The organism is Streptomyces sp. NPDC005784 (assembly GCF_042871525.1).
Classification (GTDB): domain Bacteria; phylum Actinomycetota; class Actinomycetes; order Streptomycetales; family Streptomycetaceae; genus Streptomyces.
In genome coordinates this window covers 17,706-33,999 of the sequence record NZ_JBIAIQ010000013.1, presented here as the reverse complement: position 1 = coordinate 33,999, position 16,294 = coordinate 17,706, and the positions used below count along the sequence as shown (strand labels likewise).

At 70.8% G+C, this 16,294-nt stretch carries 16 protein-coding genes and 1 pseudogene; 9 read left to right on the top strand and 8 right to left on the bottom strand.

From position 1 onward, the window contains the following. Both ACFYR3_RS21580 and ACFYR3_RS21575 read left to right on the top strand, forming a co-directional pair. Positions 1-384 (top strand): annotated as a pseudogene (locus ACFYR3_RS21580) (DEAD/DEAH box helicase); the annotation flags it as partial. 564 nt (positions 385-948) lie between these two features. Further along, on the top strand, positions 949-1,830 hold the full coding sequence (locus ACFYR3_RS21575; RefSeq protein ID WP_355844875.1) for an alpha/beta hydrolase: 882 nt from the start codon (positions 949-951) through the stop codon (positions 1,828-1,830). Positions 1,831-1,897: 67 nt separating this feature from the next. Here ACFYR3_RS21575 and ACFYR3_RS21570 read toward each other — a convergent pair whose 3' ends face one another. Beyond that, positions 1,898-2,794 (bottom strand): NYN domain-containing protein, encoded by an 897-nt coding sequence (locus tag ACFYR3_RS21570; RefSeq protein WP_389284385.1) that lies wholly within the window; start codon positions 2,792-2,794, stop codon positions 1,898-1,900. 225 nt (positions 2,795-3,019) lie between these two features. Here ACFYR3_RS21570 and ACFYR3_RS21565 point away from each other — a divergent pair, with 225 nt between their 5' ends. Continuing rightward, positions 3,020-3,172: a hypothetical protein gene (locus ACFYR3_RS21565; RefSeq protein ID WP_189920017.1), complete on the top strand. Its 153-nt coding sequence runs from the start codon at positions 3,020-3,022 to the stop codon at positions 3,170-3,172. A gap of 180 nt (positions 3,173-3,352) precedes the next feature. Here ACFYR3_RS21565 and ACFYR3_RS21560 read toward each other — a convergent pair whose 3' ends face one another. From ACFYR3_RS21560 to ACFYR3_RS21550, 3 genes are all read right to left on the bottom strand, one after another. Next, a complete protein-coding gene (locus tag ACFYR3_RS21560) occupies positions 3,353-3,958 on the bottom strand; it encodes a MarC family protein (protein ID WP_355844879.1) in 606 nt (201 codons plus the stop codon). Between the two features lie 496 nt (positions 3,959-4,454). Then, positions 4,455-5,312 (bottom strand): PHP domain-containing protein, encoded by an 858-nt coding sequence (locus tag ACFYR3_RS21555; RefSeq protein WP_355844882.1) that lies wholly within the window; start codon positions 5,310-5,312, stop codon positions 4,455-4,457. A gap of 152 nt (positions 5,313-5,464) precedes the next feature. Beyond that, a complete protein-coding gene (locus ACFYR3_RS21550; protein WP_355844885.1) occupies positions 5,465-6,106 on the bottom strand; it encodes a DUF6758 family protein in 642 nt (213 codons plus the stop codon). Positions 6,107-6,269: 163 nt separating this feature from the next. Here ACFYR3_RS21550 and ACFYR3_RS21545 point away from each other — a divergent pair, with 163 nt between their 5' ends. Further along, positions 6,270-7,523, top strand: coding sequence for an MFS transporter (locus ACFYR3_RS21545; protein WP_356781179.1), 1,254 nt, complete (start codon positions 6,270-6,272; stop codon positions 7,521-7,523). A gap of 74 nt (positions 7,524-7,597) precedes the next feature. On the opposite strand, the gene ACFYR3_RS21540 is transcribed toward ACFYR3_RS21545, so the two are convergent. Next, positions 7,598-8,182, bottom strand: a complete 585-nt coding sequence (locus tag ACFYR3_RS21540) for a suppressor of fused domain protein (RefSeq protein ID WP_355844891.1) — start codon at positions 8,180-8,182, stop codon at positions 7,598-7,600. A 616-nt stretch (positions 8,183-8,798) separates the two neighbouring features. Here ACFYR3_RS21540 and ACFYR3_RS21535 point away from each other — a divergent pair. After that, positions 8,799-9,911 (top strand): magnesium and cobalt transport protein CorA, encoded by a 1,113-nt coding sequence (locus tag ACFYR3_RS21535; protein WP_355844894.1) that lies wholly within the window; start codon positions 8,799-8,801, stop codon positions 9,909-9,911. A gap of 24 nt (positions 9,912-9,935) precedes the next feature. Continuing rightward, on the top strand, positions 9,936-10,478 hold the full coding sequence (locus ACFYR3_RS21530; RefSeq protein WP_355844896.1) for a hypothetical protein: 543 nt from the start codon (positions 9,936-9,938) through the stop codon (positions 10,476-10,478). Between the two features lie 10 nt (positions 10,479-10,488). Here the strand turns inward: ACFYR3_RS21530 and ACFYR3_RS21525 are convergent, their stop codons facing one another. Then, complete coding sequence (locus ACFYR3_RS21525) at positions 10,489-11,247, bottom strand: hypothetical protein (protein ID WP_355844899.1); 759 nt, start codon at positions 11,245-11,247, stop codon at positions 10,489-10,491. 185 nt (positions 11,248-11,432) lie between these two features. On the opposite strand from ACFYR3_RS21525, the gene ACFYR3_RS21520 reads away from it, so the two are divergent. The 3 genes from ACFYR3_RS21520 to ACFYR3_RS21510 are packed head-to-tail and all read left to right on the top strand — an operon-like array spanning position 11,433 to position 14,605. Next, on the top strand, positions 11,433-12,842 hold the full coding sequence (locus ACFYR3_RS21520; protein ID WP_355844902.1) for a magnesium transporter MgtE N-terminal domain-containing protein: 1,410 nt from the start codon (positions 11,433-11,435) through the stop codon (positions 12,840-12,842). Beyond that, positions 12,832-13,428: a DUF1003 domain-containing protein gene (locus ACFYR3_RS21515; RefSeq protein ID WP_355844905.1), complete on the top strand. Its 597-nt coding sequence runs from the start codon at positions 12,832-12,834 to the stop codon at positions 13,426-13,428. Before ACFYR3_RS21520 ends, ACFYR3_RS21515 begins: the two co-directional genes overlap by 11 nt. 43 nt (positions 13,429-13,471) lie before the next feature. Further along, complete coding sequence (locus tag ACFYR3_RS21510; protein WP_355844908.1) at positions 13,472-14,605, top strand: Mrp/NBP35 family ATP-binding protein; 1,134 nt, start codon at positions 13,472-13,474, stop codon at positions 14,603-14,605. A 154-nt stretch (positions 14,606-14,759) separates the two neighbouring features. On the opposite strand, the gene ACFYR3_RS21505 is transcribed toward ACFYR3_RS21510, so the two are convergent. Both ACFYR3_RS21505 and ACFYR3_RS21500 read right to left on the bottom strand, forming a co-directional pair. Continuing rightward, the gene (locus tag ACFYR3_RS21505; RefSeq protein ID WP_355844911.1) at positions 14,760-15,416 is read right to left on the bottom strand and encodes a hypothetical protein; all 657 of its coding nucleotides are present in this window, start codon (positions 15,414-15,416) and stop codon (positions 14,760-14,762) included. 316 nt (positions 15,417-15,732) lie between these two features. After that, a complete protein-coding gene (locus tag ACFYR3_RS21500) occupies positions 15,733-16,188 on the bottom strand; it encodes a sec-independent translocase (protein WP_355844914.1) in 456 nt (151 codons plus the stop codon). Positions 16,189-16,294: the final 106 nt, after the last annotated feature.

The window sequence follows — 16,294 nt, the reverse complement described above, 5'->3', positions numbered from 1 at the left end:
CGGACCCGCAAGGCCGTCGCCGACGCCGACATCCCGGCCCAGGCCGCCGACGAGACCGAGGCGAAGCCCGCCACGCGTCGACGCACCCGCAAGGCCGCGGAGGCCGTCCTGGACACCGTCGAGGCCGCCGCGACCGAGGTCGCCGAGACGGTCGCCGAGACCAAGCCCCGGCGCACCCGCGCCAAGGCCGCGACCACCGTCACGGACACCGCCGAGACCGCCGAGCCGACGGACGCCAAGCCCGTACGCCGCCGGACCCGCAAGGCCGTCGCCGACGCCGACATCCCGGCCCAGGCCGCCGACGAGACCGAGGCGAAGCCCGCCACGCGTCGACGCACCCGCAAGGCTGTCGCCACGGAGCCCACGGAGCCCACGGAGAGCTGATCTCCCTTCCGATGGCCCGGTCCCCCCTTCCGGTGGGACCGGGCCATCGGCGTTTCCGCCCTCCTCGCACCGCCACCGGCCCCGTCACCTGCCCCCGCCACGAACCCGCGGCCGGACCTGCACGTCCCGCCGCGCCCCACCTGCCGCCGGACCCGCCTCACGCCCCCACCTGACGCCGGTCCTGCCGCGCACCCGGCCGGTCCGCCTCGCACTCCTGCCTGCTCGTCGCCCGACCCCGCCGGCCGGTCCCGCCACGCCCCCCTTCCGGCCCCGTCAGCCGCCCCCGGCGGTCCGGCCTCCCAAGCCTGCTGGTCCGGTCCCGCGGCCCTGGCTTTCCCGGGCTTCCGACCGTCGCTGTCCGGCCGCCGGCCCTTTCCACTCCGGCGGCCCTTCCACTCCGGCGCCCGGGAGTTCGGCCTCGCCCCGCCGGGGGCGCCCGGTCACCGGTCGCCGAATTCCGCGGCAGGGTCGTGGGGCCGGCCGCCCGCGGACCCCACCCGGCACCGGCCCCGGACCGCCCCACCCGCCGAGCGTCCGTCGCCGACGCCCGATAGCCTCCTCCGCATGAGCAGGCCCTACACGTTCGTTCCGCCCGCCGGTGTCCGCGCCTACCGGCTGTCGACCGCGCGCGGCGAGTTCGCCGTGCTCGACGCCGTGCCGGACGGTCGGCCCAGGGGGACCGCCCTGCTGCTGCCGGGGTTCACCGGGAGCAAGGAGGACTTCATCGCGCTGCACGCGCCGTTGGCCGCGGCGGGGTACCGGACATTGGCCGTTGACGGGCGCGGACAGTTCGAGAGCGGCGGGCCGCGGGACGACGAATCGGCTTACGCGCAGAGCGAGTTGGCGCAGGACGTGCTCGCGCAGGCGGCCGCCGTCGGCACCCCCGTCCACCTCGTGGGGCACTCGCTCGGCGGCCAGATCGCCCGCGCCGCGGTACTGGTCGACCCGTCGCCGTTCGTCTCACTGACGCTCATGGCCTCCGGCCCCGCCCAGATCTCCACGCCTCAGCAGCAGCGCGTCAAGCTGTTGCGGGACGCGCTGGCCGTGATGAGCATGGCCGAGGTGTGGGAGGCGATCCGGGCGATGGAGCCGCCCGAGGAGACGGACACGGGCGGGCTGGACGCCGGGCTCGACGACCTCGCCGACCTGCGCCGCCGCTGGCTCGGCAACAGTCCCGCCCAGCTCGTCGCCACGGGCCGCCAGCTCTGCGACGAGCCCGACCGCGTCGCCGAACTGGCCGCCGTTCCCCTGCCGAAGCACGTCATATCCGGCGAGCGCGACGACACCTGGCCGGTCTCCCTGCTGGACACGATGGCCGTACGACTGGACGCGCACCGCACGGTCGTCGAGGGGGCGGAGCACTCCCCGAACGCCGACCAGCCCCTGGAGACGGCCCGCGCCCTGGCCGCATTCTGGGACAGCACCGGCCCGCACTCCGCGACCTGATCCGAACGACAGCCCCTGCCCAGTACGACCGCGCGGGCGCGGTAGTACTGGGCCCGCGCCTGCATGCCTAGTACTGCGCCTGCAAGTGCTCCCAGAAGCCGTCCCGCAGGGCGCGGCGCAGGTCCGACTGTCCGCGCAGGGAGTACTGGAGCAGCCCCTCGGCCTCGACCAGCAGGTCCTGGTCGACCGAGCCGGGAAGGTAGGGGTGCCCGGGAAGCAGCTCCACCAGGGATTCGCGGCCCCGGGCGGCCAGCCACTTCGCGGCGATCTGTGCGCCCACGAAGCGCACGTCCTCCCGGGTGGGCCGGGCCGCCGCCGTCGGGTCGTACGACTGGGCGGTCCGCCTGGCCACATACGGCTTGAAGAAGTCGAGGTCGAGCGTGCGCTGGCTGTCGACCTCCCAGAGAAGCGGCTCGGCCTGGTTGCGGCCCTCGGGCGCCTCGATGCCCCAGAGGTGGACCCGGGCGCCGTAGCCCTGCGCCGCCTCGACCGCGGAGACGAGGTCCTCGTCGCCGCCGAGCAGCGCCGCGTCACTGATCGCGCGGTGCCGGGCGAGGGACTCCAGGTCCGACCTGATGAGTGAATCGACGCCCTTTTGCTGGTTGTTGGCGTTCAGGTTGCCCAACCGGACCTTCACGTCCGGGAGTTCGGCGATTGACTGCTGTTCCGCGGTGTGGATACGGCGTCGCGCGCCGTCGTACCAGTAGACGCGCAGCAGCCGGCTGTCCGCGAAGATCGTGCGGGCCCGGTCGATGAGCGCCTCGATGAGGCCCTCGGTGTCCAGGTCGAACGAACGGCGGTCCTCCGTGCCGGCGACGAGCCGTCCCGCGGCCGCGTACAGATATCCGGCGTCGACGAAGATCGCATGGGTGGAGGGGGTCTTCGCGACCTCGGCGAGCATGCGCTGAAGCAGCTCGTTCGTACGGTCTATGCGGGCGGCGAGCGCCGCGTGGTCGTCGTTCATCAATGCCATTGTCCCGACGGTCACGCTGCGAACACAACTGGCGTCGTTCAGTCTCCGCCACCCGGCCTACCCGCCGGTAATTAGGTTCTCGAAAAATTTCCTTAGCGTAGGGAATGTTTGTAACACGCATCCCGTTGAATCCGTATAAGAGCGAGGCAGAGGTGCCTCGCTCTTCACACACAAGTAGTTCTCCTCAGGAGGATGACCAGACGAAGGGTGAAGCCCATGCGCTTCGAAATCATGCGACTCGACGATGTCGACGGCACGCCCGTGGACAGCACTGTCGTAGACGCCGCCTCCGTCAACCGGATCGTTCAGCAGGCCGCCGCCATCGGGCAGCGACTGTGGATCCGCCCGGCCGGTACAACCGCTTCGTAACACGACGATCATCCGCTTCGCCGTACGAGGACGCACCGAACGCACCTCGTAGGACCGAAACGCGTGGCGGACCGCAGACGCTTCTCAGACTTCAGAGCCCCGCACGGCGAGGATGCCGTGCGGGGCTCTGCGCGTCCGGACGAAGCGGTGGGCTCCGCCGGACCGCCCGGGGAAATGCCGTCAGCTCCCCTGGATCACCTGCGTGACGCCGTTGATGATCTGCTGCACCGCGATGGCGGAGAGCATCATGCCCGCGAGCCGGGTCACCAGCACCACGCCACCGTCCTTGATGACGCGGATGATCAGCAACGAGTAGCGCATGACGACCCACAGCACGACATGGATCGCGAGGATGGCGCTCCACAGCGAGACCTGAGTGGCGACGGTGTCGGCCTTCTGCACAGCGAGGATCACGGACACGATCGCGCCGGGCCCGGCGAGCAGCGGCATGCCCAGGGGTACGAGGGCGACGTTGACGTCCTTGGTCTGCTTCGGCTCGTCGGTCTTGCCGGTCAGCAGGTCGAGGGCGATGAGCAGGAGCAGGAGTCCGCCCGCGATCATCAACGCGGGTACCGAGACGTGCAGGTAGTCCAGGATCTGGTGCCCGAGGAGCCCGAAGACGGTGATGACGCCACCGGCGACGCAGACCGCCTGGAAGGCCATCCGCCGCTGCACCCTGGCGGGGCGGCCGGCGGTGAGCGCCAGGAAGATCGGGGTGATCCCGGGGGGATCCATGATGACGAAGAGGGTGACGAACAGGGAGCCGAAGACGGCGACGTCGAACATGGTGAAGGAAAGCCTTGCGAGGTGGTGGGAGAGGGTGGGCGGGTCTTCCGGCCACCGCTTCGGGCAGTCGTTCCGCGAGGCGGAACAGGGCGGCACGACCGGCGGTGCCGGGTGCCTGGGAACGGGCCGGTGAACACGGTTCCGGCCGAGCCTGGGGCGGGACGTACACCCCGGATGTACGCCCCTTGCGGGCGCGAGTCCGTCCGACGGCCGGCCGAGCAGGGCCGGAACGCGTGACCCCGGCCCGGCGACGACCGGGACAACCGACCGGACCGGGCGCGAGCCTCAGTGCGCGCGCCGCCCGGCGGCCGGCAGGCGTCCTACGACACCGACCCGGTACGGACGGGCCTCCCGCACGGGCCTCACGACACTGCCCCGTCGGCACCCGCACCGGCAAGCACGGGCGCGGCCGCAACCGCAGTCACGCGAAGAGAGTCATGCGAAGAGGCAGAGGCACAGGCCTGACGGAACCGGTCCCGCATGGAACGTCCGGGGTTCAGGCTCCGCCCGCGCCCGGTACCGGGAACGCCCCGGTGGCGCGGCGGGTGATCTCCCCGTAGACCTCGGGGTCGGTCGTGAACTCCCCGAGCACACAGGTCTTGCGGCTGCCGTGGTAGTCAGACGAGCCCGTGGTCAGCAGCCCCAGTTCGGAGGCCAGACCGCGCAGCCGCGCCCGGGTGGCCGGCTCGTGGTCCATGTGGTCGACCTCGATGCCGTCGAGCCCGGCGGTGGCGAGCTCCGCGATCACCGACTCCGGCACGGTGCGGCCCCTCTTGGACGCGGCCGGGTGCGCGAGGACGGCGACGCCCCCGGCCCCCTTGACCAGCCGGATCGCCTCGAAGGGGTCCGTCTCGTGCTTGGGGACGTAGGCGCGACCGCCGTCGGCGAGCCACTGCCCGGTGAAGGCGTCGGAGACGCTGTCGACGACGCCCAGTTCGACCAGCGCGGAGGCGACGTGCGGGCGCCCGACCGATCCGTCGCCGGCGATGCGCGCCACCTGTTCCCAGGTGATCGGCACGCCGAGTTCCCGGAGCCTGGCGATCATGCCCTGGGCGCGCGGCACCCGGTCGTCCCGCACCAGTTCGCGCTCGGCGAGCAGTGCGGGCTCCTCGGCGTCGAAGAGGTACGCCAGCAGGTGCATGCTGATGCCGTCGATCCGGCAGGAGAGTTCGGCACCGGTGACGAGGGTGAGCCCCTCGGGCAGTGCGGCGATCGCCTCGGCGTACCCGCGCGTGGTGTCGTGGTCGGTCAGCGCGACGACGTCCAGACCGGCGGCCGCAGCGTTGCGCACCACCTCGGCCGGGGTGTCCGTACCGTCGGAGGCGGTGGAGTGGGCGTGCAGGTCGATGCGCACTACGCGGACTCCAGGCGGTGACGGAACGGACGGGGACGCTCAAGGATAACGGGAATCCGCGACCCTCTTGTCACACCCGTACCGGCCGAGCACCCCCTACCGACCAGGCCGAAACCGGCATCCGGTCCACCAGGGGAAGGCCCCGCGGAGCGCTAAGGCTCCAGGATGCGCGGCGACAGCGCGCCGCACGGCAGCAGGTCCACCTCGGCGCCCGCGTCGCGCAGATCCGTCAGGACCAGTTCGTCGTACATCAGCAGTCCGGTCTGCTCGGGCCAGACGACGGCCCACAGCCACAGCCCGAGCGCCTCGCCCGCGAAGACGGCACGGTCGTCGGGGGAGCTGGAGACATGCCAGAGCGGGGTGGGCCGGCCCGCCGCGAGGACCTTCGCCTGGGGCGGTTTCTCGACACTCATGTACGGGCCGGGATCGGGTCCGTCCATGCCCGCGTACCGCGCGCCGAGGCCGACGCCCAGTTCCTCGGCGACCAGGATCAGCTCTCCCATGCCGCCCAGTGGTCCGGGCCCCGAGCAGGCGATGGCGGTGGCCCTGCCTCCGCTGCGGTCGTCCCCCGCGAACGCCGCTCCGGTGAACAGCCAGCCGACGGGGAGCGGCCACGGCATCCACACCGGTACCCGGGCGCGGTGCACGACCACACCGAGGGCCTCGACGCTGGGCGGGATCACGGGCTGCAGCGGATGCACCGTGCCGTGCACATCGCACTGCCAGGAATCGGCAAAAAGGCCGGGAGCCCTGACCCGGCCACCACACTTCGGGCAACTGGGTTCGCCCCTCATAGGGCCCAACGGTCCTCTCCGTCGTTCGTCGCGTCAAGGACGATCACCCGTCCGGCGTGTGCCTGTCATGTCAAAAACTACGTGCATCTTGCATTAATTAGCGCACCTAACTTATTGTGTGTATAAGGCAACGATCCAGCTGGTGCACAGTGGAGGAGCGGGCATGATCAAAAGCACGGAAGGCCCCGCCGGCGGCGACACGTTCGACGCCGGCGCGGGCGGCATCCTGCGCCAGCCCAGGGCCGTATGGGCGACCGCCGGGGCGTCCGTCGTCGCGTTCATGGGTATCGGGCTCGTCGACCCGATCCTGCCGTCCATCGCCCGGGGCCTCGACGCCACGGCCGGCCAGGTGTCCCTGCTCTTCACCTCGTACTTCCTGATCACCGCCGTCGCGATGCTGGTGACCGGGTTCGTCTCCAGCCGGATCGGCGGCCGCAGGACCCTGCTGCTCGGCCTCGCGCTCGTCGTGGTCTTCGCCGGACTCGCCGGCACCTCGGGATCGGTCGGCGAACTTGTCGGATTCCGGGCCGGCTGGGGCCTCGGCAACGCGCTGTTCGTCTCCACCGCCCTCGCCGTCATCGTCGGCGCGGCGGCCGGCGGCAGCGCCGCGGCGATCCTGCTGTACGAGTCCGCGCTGGGCCTCGGCATGGCCTGCGGACCCCTGCTGGGAGCTCTGCTCGGCAACGCCAGCTGGCGCTACCCGTTCTTCGGCACCGCGTTCCTGATGGCGATCGGCTTCCTGTGCATCACGGCGTTCCTGAAGGAGCAGCCGAAGCCCGCGCGCAGGACCTCACCGCTCGACCCGCTGCGCGCCCTCGGGCACGGCGGCCTCGCCTCCGTCGCGGCCTCCGCGTTCTTCTACAACTACACGTTCTTCACCGTGCTGGCCTTCACCCCGTTCGTGCTGAACATGACGCCGTACAAATCCGGCGCGGTGTTCTTCTGCTGGGGCGTGCTGCTCGCGGTCTTCTCGGTGATCGTGGCGCCGCGCATGCAGGCGCGGTTCGGCTCACTGAAGGTGCTGGGCGGCTCCCTGGTACTGCTCGCCGCCGACGTGCTCGTCCTCGGTTACGGCGACCACACCACCGCCGTCGTCTGCACGATCCTGTCCGGTGCCTTCATCGGCGTGAACAACACCGTCTACACGGAGCTGGCCCTCGGGGTCTCCGACGCGCCGCGCCCGGTGGCGAGCGCCGGCTACAACTTCGTGCGCTGGTTCGCGGCCGCGGCGGCGCCGTACTTCGCTCCGAAGATCGAGGGGTGGAGCAACATCCGCGTCCCGTTCTTGGTCGCCGCGGTCACCGCGCTGCTGGGCGCGGCGGTGGTCTACGTACGGCGCGACGCGCTCACGAAGGAGGCCGAGGAGCTGGAGCCGGTCCACGCCACCGAGGACAGTGTCACGGTCTTCGCCAACTGACCGGCCATGAGCCTGGATTGACATGCCGTCACATCCGAACGTCACATCCGATGGTCCTGGGCCGGCCGGGTCGGTCAGTCCAGGGGAACGGACTTGCGCAGCGGATCGCGCAGGTCCGTTCCGCCGTTCAGCCAGCGCTCCTGGAGTGCGCCGGCGCCGTGAACCCGTTTCCAGGCGGCCTCGTTGGGCGTCATCGGGAGCAGCGGCAGGAAACGCACGGGATCGGCGGGCTCGTCCAGTTCCAGGTCCTCCACCAGGCCGCCGGACTCCGCGACCAGGACGGAGGTGAACGGTGCGCCGGGCCACAGGGGTTCACCCACGTCGAGCGAGGCGCCGGAGGCCACGACGAGACCCTCGACCTGGGGAGAGGCGGCGAGCACGGCCATCGGGCGGAGCACCTTGTCGGTGTCGGCGCCGGCCGGGCGGACCGAGAGGATCAACTCGGCGCGCGGGCCCTTCACCGGATCGGCGAGCACGGCGGTGGGGTCCGCCATCGGCTGGGCGGACATGCCGAGCGTGGCGTAGCGGACGATGTCGCCCTCGGTGAAGCGCAGCACCTCGATGCGGTCGGTGCCCAGGAAGGTGACCGCGGCCCGCGCGTCGGGTTCGCCCAGCGCGGAGCGCAAACGGGCCTCGACCAGAGGAAGAACATCAGCCATGAACCGAGCATAGGCCGCGCCAATCGCGCCAGGGTGCACCGGACCCCGGTCAACAACGCGCAAAGCGGGGCCTTGACGTATCGGTGCGCTGATAGTCTTGGCCGCTGGTCGGAGCAGTGCATGACTGAAGGCCCCACCAGGCCCTCATGGCACTGCGGGAGTTGCTCCCGGGCTCCGACGCACTGAGACTGATCTGACTCCCCTTCGGAGGGAGACAGACTCCCCTTCGGGGGATGGATCGTCCCTCACGGGGGACCGACCGGAGGAGGTGGGGCTGCAATGGACCGAAGTCGACCGTGCAGTACCACCCGCTCTTCCGGTCGCTGAGTCCGTAGCTGGTTCCGCTGGGTTTTCAGCCCTGCCGGCTGCCGCCTCCCGCAATCGTGTGCATACGTGTCAGCGTTGCCCGGTGCACCACGGAAGAGCGCTTCGTTTCCGCCTGATCTGTCCGATCTGAACCCCTGATCTGTCTGATCTGAATCAGTAGCGAAGCTGCCACCGCGACGGTGCGGTGCTCCCCGCTTTGTGGACGTGCCAAACATCCGCAGTCAGGACGTCCCCATTCCGGGTAGTTCCAACCGTCGCCGGCCGCCTCCGTTGCGAAAAGGAGCCTGCCATGTCGATGATCCGTGACCTGCGCGCCGCGGTCCGCCCCCGCCCCTCCCTGCGCAAGGACAGTGGCTCGTACGACACCACCCGTGACCCCGGCACCCCGTCGGCCGTGGTCGACTGCGCCGTCTACCGCGACGGCGCCCGGGTCGCGACGCGCTCGCCGCTCACGCCGCAGGAGGCGATGCGTCAGGTGCGGCGCGACGGCGGCTTCGTGTGGATCGGCCTGCACGAGCCCACCGAGGACGAATTCGCTGTCATCGCCCGGGAGTTCGGGCTGCACCCGCTGGCCGTGGAGGACGCCGTCCAGGCCCACCAGCGACCCAAGCTGGAGCGCTACGACGACTCGCTCTTCACCGTCTTCAAGACCATCCACTACGTCGAGCACGACCGGCTGACGGCGACCAGCGAGATCGTCGAGACCGGCGAGGTCATGTGCTTCACCGGACGGGACTTCTTCATCACCGTCCGGCACGGCGGGCAGGGCTCGTTGCGCGCGCTGCGGCACCGGCTGCAGGACGACCCCGAGCTGCTCTCCAAGGGCCCCTCGGCAGTGCTGCACGCGATCGCCGACCATGTCGTCGACGGCTACATCGCGGTCGTGGACGCCGTGCAGGACGACATCGACGAGGTCGAGACCGAGGTGTTCTCGCCGGGCCGCAAGGGCACCCCGCGCGGCACGGACGCCGGGCAGATCTACCAGCTCAAGCGCGAGGTACTGGAGTTCAAGCGGGCGGTGTCGCCGCTGCTGCGTCCGATGCAGCTGCTGAGCGAGCGCCCGATGCGGCTGATCGACCCCGACATCCAGAAGTACTTCCGCGATGTCGCCGACCACCTCGCGCGTGTGCAGGAGCAGGTCCTCGGCTTCGACGAACTGCTCAACTCGATCCTCCAGGCCAACCTCGCGCAGGCCTCCGTGGCGCAGAACGAGGACATGCGCAAGATCACCTCATGGGCCGCGATCGTCGCCGTACCGACCATGGTCTGCGGTGTGTACGGCATGAACTTCAAGTACATGCCCGAGCTGCACTGGCGCTACGGCTACCCGGTGATCATGGGTGTCACGGTCGGGCTCTGCCTGGGCATCCACCGCATCCTGAAGCGCAACGGCTGGCTGTAGTACCGGCTGGATAGTCTTGGTCCCATGACGCAAGAGCTGCTCGACCAGGCCCTCGTCGAGGAGGCCACCAAGAAGTCCGGGCTGATCTGGGTGCGCGGCACCGGTGTGCCGGCGCCCCCCGGTCCGGACCGCGAGGTGCCCACCCGGGCGTTGTGGCACGTGTGGCACGACGGCGCGGCCTGCCTGGTCGGCGACGGACCCGGCGAGCAGCCGCTGCCGGGGCTGATCGACGGCGGCGACGCGGTCGTCACCGTACGCAGCAAGGACAAGGGCGGACGGCTCGTCTCCTGGTCCGCCGGCGTCGTGGAGCTCGCCGCGCACACCCCGGAGTGGGAGGCGGCCGTCGGGGAGCTCAAGGGCAAGCGGCTGAACGCCCCGGACGGGGAGGCCATGCCGGAGCGCTGGGCACGCGAATGCCGGGTGCTGCGCCTGGAACCGACGGGCGCGACCGCCGAACTGCCCGACGGTTCGCTCGCCGAACGGCCGCTGCCGACCCCGGCGACGACCCGCCGGCCGATCCCGGCGGCGCTGCCCCGCCTGCTGATGAAGCGGCGCAAGCGCGGCTAGCCGCGCGGGGTTACGACGAGGGCAGCTGCCGCCCGTAGTCGACCGTGTCCTTCTTGGACGGCTCTGCCAGCGGGAAGTCCTTGCCCCACTCGGTCAGACGGAGGGTGCCCGCGTTGCCCGCTCGCCCCAGCAGGAGCGGGTACGGGGTGCCCTCCAGGGACACGTCCAGGGTGCCGCCCGAGCCCTTGTCGCCGGTGATGCGGATGGTGCGGACGCCGGACTGGTCGTGGTGACCGTCCTTGGCGAGGGCGCCGTGCAGACCGAGCAGCCCGTCGAGCAGGACGTCCTTGTCGGTGAAACCGCTGAACCGCTTGTACGCGGGGTCGCCGGTCGGCACCTTCACATACATGCCCCCGAGCTTGTCCGCCGCCGCGGTGTCCGCCGACTTGCCGCCGCTCTTGGCGTCCTGATGGGCCCAGAAGTCGCCGTCGGCCTTGAGGAAGAGGTGCTCACCGACCCGCAGCAACCGGAAGCTGGCCCCCTTCGAGGTGACCGAGCCGCTGCCGCCGTCGGACTTGAGGCGCATGTCGAGGGTGAACGTGGTCCCGTTGGAGACGACCGTCCCGGAGAGCCGCACGGTCGGCGCGGTCTCGGCCGCCTTCTTCGTCTTCGCCTGGATGACGGCGGCGGACAGCTTGCCGACCCCGTTCGTGCCCGCGTCCGGATCCCCGCTGCCGCACCCCGTCAGCCCCGTGCCTGTCACGGCCAGTGCGCACATCGCGGCCATCGTCACGGCTCTGCGGGTACGGCCCTGGGGAATTGCAGTCACAGGTGGGGCTGCCTTTCGTGCGGTCCTCAAACGGCGTACGGCAGCGTACCGGGGCGACAAGCACGCGACGGAGGCAGTCCGTCCGGACCGCCCACCAGGGCGCCTCCGACCGGGACGGGCTAGCCTGAAGCCCACCCGAGCGGACAGAACGGCATATAACGCTTCGAAGCGAAGGAGGCGCGGGCATGGCCGCAGCCGCCCCCCGGATCTTCGTCTCGCACCTGGCCGGCGTCGCCGTCTTCGACCCGAACGGCGATCAGGTGGGCCGGGTGCGGGATCTCGTCGCCATGCTGCGCGTCGGACGGCGGTCGCCCCGCATGCTCGGCCTCGTCGTCGAACTGTCCACGCGCCGCCGGATCTTCCTGCCCATGACCCGGGTGACCGGCATCGAGTCCGGCCAGGTCATCACGACCGGCGTCCTGAACGTGCGCCGCTTCGAGCAGCGGCCCACCGAACGGCTCGTCTTCGGTGAACTGCTCGACCGGCTCGTGACCCTCGTCGAGACGGGCGAGGAGGTGACCGTCCTGGACGTGTCGATCCAGCAGCTGCCGGCCCGCAGGGAGTGGGAGATCGGCCGGGTCTTCGTGCGCAAGGGGCGCAGCGGCGCCTTCCGGCGCACCAAGGGCGAGACGATGACGGTCGACTGGTCCTCCGTCACCGGGTTCTCCCTGGAGGAGCACGGGCAGGGCGCGGAGAGCCTGCTCGCCACCTTCGAGCAGCTGCGCCCGGCCGACCTGGCGAACGTGCTGCACCACTTGTCACCGAAGCGGCGCGGCGAGGTGGCCGCCGCCCTCGACGACGACCGTCTCGCCGACGTCCTCGAAGAGCTGCCCGAGGACGACCAGATCGAGATCCTCGGCAAGCTCAAGGAGGAGCGCGCGGCCGACGTCCTGGAGGCGATGGACCCCGACGACGCGGCCGACCTGCTCGCCGAACTGCCCACCGAGGACGTGGAGCGGCTGCTGACGCTGATGCGGCCCGGCGAGGCGGCGGACGTCCGGCGGCTGATGGCGTACGCGGAACGGACGGCGGGCGGGCTCATGACCACCGAACCCATCGTGCTGCGGCCCGACGCGACCGTCGCCGACGCGCTCGCCCGGGTCCGCAACCCCGACCTCTCCCCCGCGCTCGCCGCCCAGGTGTACGTGTGCCGCCCGCCGGACGAGACGCCGACGGGCAAGTACCTGGGGGCGGTGCACTTCCAGCGGCTGCTGCGCGATCCGCCGTTCACCCTGGTCGGCTCGCTCGTCGACGACGACCTCCAGCCGCTGGCCCCTGAGGACGAGCTGCCCGTGGTCGCCGGGTTCTTCGCGACGTACGACATGGTGGCGGCCCCCGTCGTCGACGAGAGCGGCTCGCTGCTCGGGGCGGTGACCGTGGACGACGTACTGGACCACATGCTGCCCGAGGACTGGCGGGAGACCGAGTTCCACCTCGACGAGGGCGTGCACGAGAGCATGCACGAGGAGAGCCACGCCGGCCGCGACAGCCACGGGGCCGACCGTGAGGACGCCCCTGAGGACGGCCACGGCCACGAGGACGGCCGCCGGGAGCCGGACGGCCCGCTCGGCGGGGAGGGACGCCATGGCGCCTGAGCGTGAGACCCGTGAGCGGGCCGCCACGGGGGCGACGGCGGCCCCCCGGCCGCGTATCCGGCTCGACCAGCCGAAGCCGCCGCGGCGCAGGCTGCTGCCCGAGTGGGACCCGGAGGCCTTCGGACGGTTCTCGGAACGCATCGCCCGTTTCCTCGGCACCGGGCGGTTCCTCGTCTGGATGACGGTCGTCATCATCATGTGGGTGGTCTGGAACGTCTTCGCGCCGGGCGGTCTGCGTTTCGACAACTACCCGTTCATCTTCCTGACCTTGATGCTGTCGCTCCAGGCCTCCTACGCGGCCCCGCTGATCCTGCTCGCGCAGAACCGGCAGGACGACCGCGACCGGGTCAACCTCGAACAGGACCGCAAGCAGAACGAGCGCTCCATCGCCGACACCGAATACCTCACCCGCGAGATCGCCACCCTGCGCATGGGCCTCGGCGAGGTCGCCACCCGCGACTGGATCCGCAACGAGCTCCAGGACCTGGTCAAGGAGCTGGAGGACCGGTATCCCGACGGTCACGGGGACGACCGGGTCGTATTCCCGGCGGAACGGTCGCACGGACGTGACGTAGACGACCGGTGACGGGCTTACCTGGGCCGAGGGGGAGCGCCGTACCATCGTCCGTATGGCTACGGAAGACGCGGTGCGTGAAGCACTGGCGACGGTGAACGACCCCGAGATCAACCGACCCATCACCGAACTGGGGATGGTCAAATCGGTGGAGATCGGTGCGGATGGCGTGGTCGCGGTCGCCGTGTACCTGACGGTCTCCGGCTGCCCGATGCGCGACACGATCACCCAGCGGGTGACGGAGGCGGTCTCGCGGGTCGAGGGGGTCACCGGTGTCGACGTCGAGCTCGACGTGATGAGCGACGAACAGCGCCGCGAGCTGGCGACGGCGCTGAAGGGCGGCACGGCCGAGCGCGAGGTGCCCTTCGCCAAGCCCGGCTCGCTCACCCGCGTGTACGCGGTCGCCTCCGGCAAGGGCGGTGTCGGCAAGTCCTCGGTGACGGTGAACCTGGCGGCGGCGATGGCCGCCGACGGACTCAAGGTCGGCGTCGTGGACGCCGACATCTACGGCCACTCGGTGCCGCGCATGCTCGGCGCGGACGGCAAGCCGACCCAGGTCGAGAACATGATCATGCCGCCGTCCGCGCACGGTGTGAAGGTCATCTCCATCGGCATGTTCACCCCGGGCAACGCGCCGGTGGTCTGGCGCGGCCCGATGCTGCACCGCGCCCTCCAGCAGTTCCTGGCGGACGTGTACTGGGGCGACCTGGACGTCCTGCTCCTGGACCTCCCGCCGGGCACGGGCGACATCGCGATCTCCGTCGCCCAACTCGTCCCGAACGCCGAGATCCTGGTCGTCACGACCCCGCAGCAGGCGGCGGCCGAGGTCGCCGAGCGCGCCGGCTCCATCGCCGTGCAGACCCACCAGAAGATCGTGGGCGTCATCGAGAACATGTCGGGGCTGCCCTGCCCGCACTGCGACGAGATGGTCGACATCTTCGGCACCGGCGGCGGCCAGTCGGTCGCCGACGGCCTGACCCGCACCACGGGCGCGACCGTCCCGGTCCTCGGGTCCATCCCGATCGACGTCCGCCTCCGCGAGGGCGGCGACGAGGGCAAGCCGGTGGTCCTGACCGACCCCGACTCCCCCGCCGGCTCGGCCCTGCGTGCCATCGCGGGCAAGCTGGGCGGCCGTCAGCGCGGCCTGTCGGGCATGTCGCTGGGAATCACCCCGCGCAACAAGTTCTAGGACTCCCGCGCGAAGCTCCAGCGCCGTCCTACTAAGGAGGGGGCGCCGTCCGCACGGACGGCGCCCCCTTCCTCGTAGCGGCTGTCGGGGCCTCGCAACGGCGGCCGGGCCCGCTGACCGCTACCAGGGCCTGCAGCGGCTACCAGGGGCTTTCCTAGGCGTATGCCGCGATGTCCTTGATCATCGCGAAGCCCAGCCCGTACGCGCTCATTCCCCGCCCGTACGCGCCCACGTGGACGCCTTCCTGGGTGGAACCCGCGAGGACCCAGCCGAACTCGGACTCGCGGTAGTGGAAGGTCGTGGGGACGCCGTCCACGGGGAGGGACAGGGTGGACCAGTCCGGACCGTCCAGGTCGTCGGCCAGCACCCACGCGGTCTCGGTCTGCTGGTCCAGCCAGTCGTCGCGCAGGGTGTGGTCCATCTGGCCGGGCCAGGTGAAGGACAGCAGTCCCACACCGGCCAGCCACGCCGCCGAGGACACCGAGGTGGCCTCCAGCAGTCCCGTGCCGTCCGCGCTGCGCCGTACGGGGCTGGCGGCCACGGTGACCACCACCGCGAACCGCTCCTTGTCCTCGCCCGGCTCGGGGCGCACCGAGGGCTCGTCCCCGTGCCCGATCGAACCGTGCTCGACGGCACCGTCCGCCGAGGTACCCACCTGCATCAGCCAGTGCGGCCCCGTGAAGGCCTCGTCGAGGCCGTACCAAGGGAAGGGCGCCAGCAGGTAGCCGTCGACCGTACGCCGGGCGGAGGGGACCTGTTGTCCGCCCTCCGCGGCCGGCGCCTGCGCGCCTACCCGACTTGTCGTCTCCATCTGCCGGACGCCTCCTCGCTCTCGTCGGACCGGGTGGCCCGCCCCCCTCGGGCGTCCTTGTCGGTCCGCACAACAACTGGGCAGCATAGCCACACCGCTCCGAGCAGCGGCGAAAGCGCCCGGCGCGTAAGGCGTGCGAACGGCGTATTCGGACCGCGCGGGGCATGTTCGCGGCCTGCGGACGAGCGTGATGACGAACACGTTCTCAGGCCGGACCCGCCCGGCCTCGGGCAGGGCTGTCGGGCCCGCGAGGGTCATGGACGCCCGGTCGCGCACGGCTCCTGCCGCGGCGGATCGCCGCGGTGCTCCGTACGGCTCAGGTGGCGTCGGCGTCGTAGGGCGGGTGCTCGTCGGCGTCGAGCTTCTCGCGCTTCTTCGTCATGTCGACGGAACCGCCGGCCGTGCCGTTGGTGGACCCGGTGGACCCGGTGGAGTCCGAGGAGTCGGACTCGCGGCCGTGCACCACGTCCGTGACCTCGGCCATCTCCTTCTTCAGGTCGAAGCCGTTACGGATCTCCTTGAGCCCCAGCTCGTCATTGTCCAGCTGCTTGCGTATGAACGTCTTGGGGTTGAGGTCCTCGAACTCGAAGTCCTTGAACTCCGGGCCGAGTTCATCGCGGATGTCCGCCTTGGCGCTCTCCGAGAACTCACGGATCTTGCGAATCGTGCGCGTGACGTCCTGAATCATCTTCGGGAGCTTCTCGGGACCGAAGACGAGCACGGCCAGGACGACCAGCGTCACCAGCTCAAGCGGTCCTACGTCATTGAACACCTGATAGCTCCTTGCGATGTCCTCGGTCCACGGCCCTCGGGAGTCTTCCGTGGTCCGGGCCGGGTCCAACGGTACCCGGCGTTCCTGTCCGTCCGGAACTGTCCCG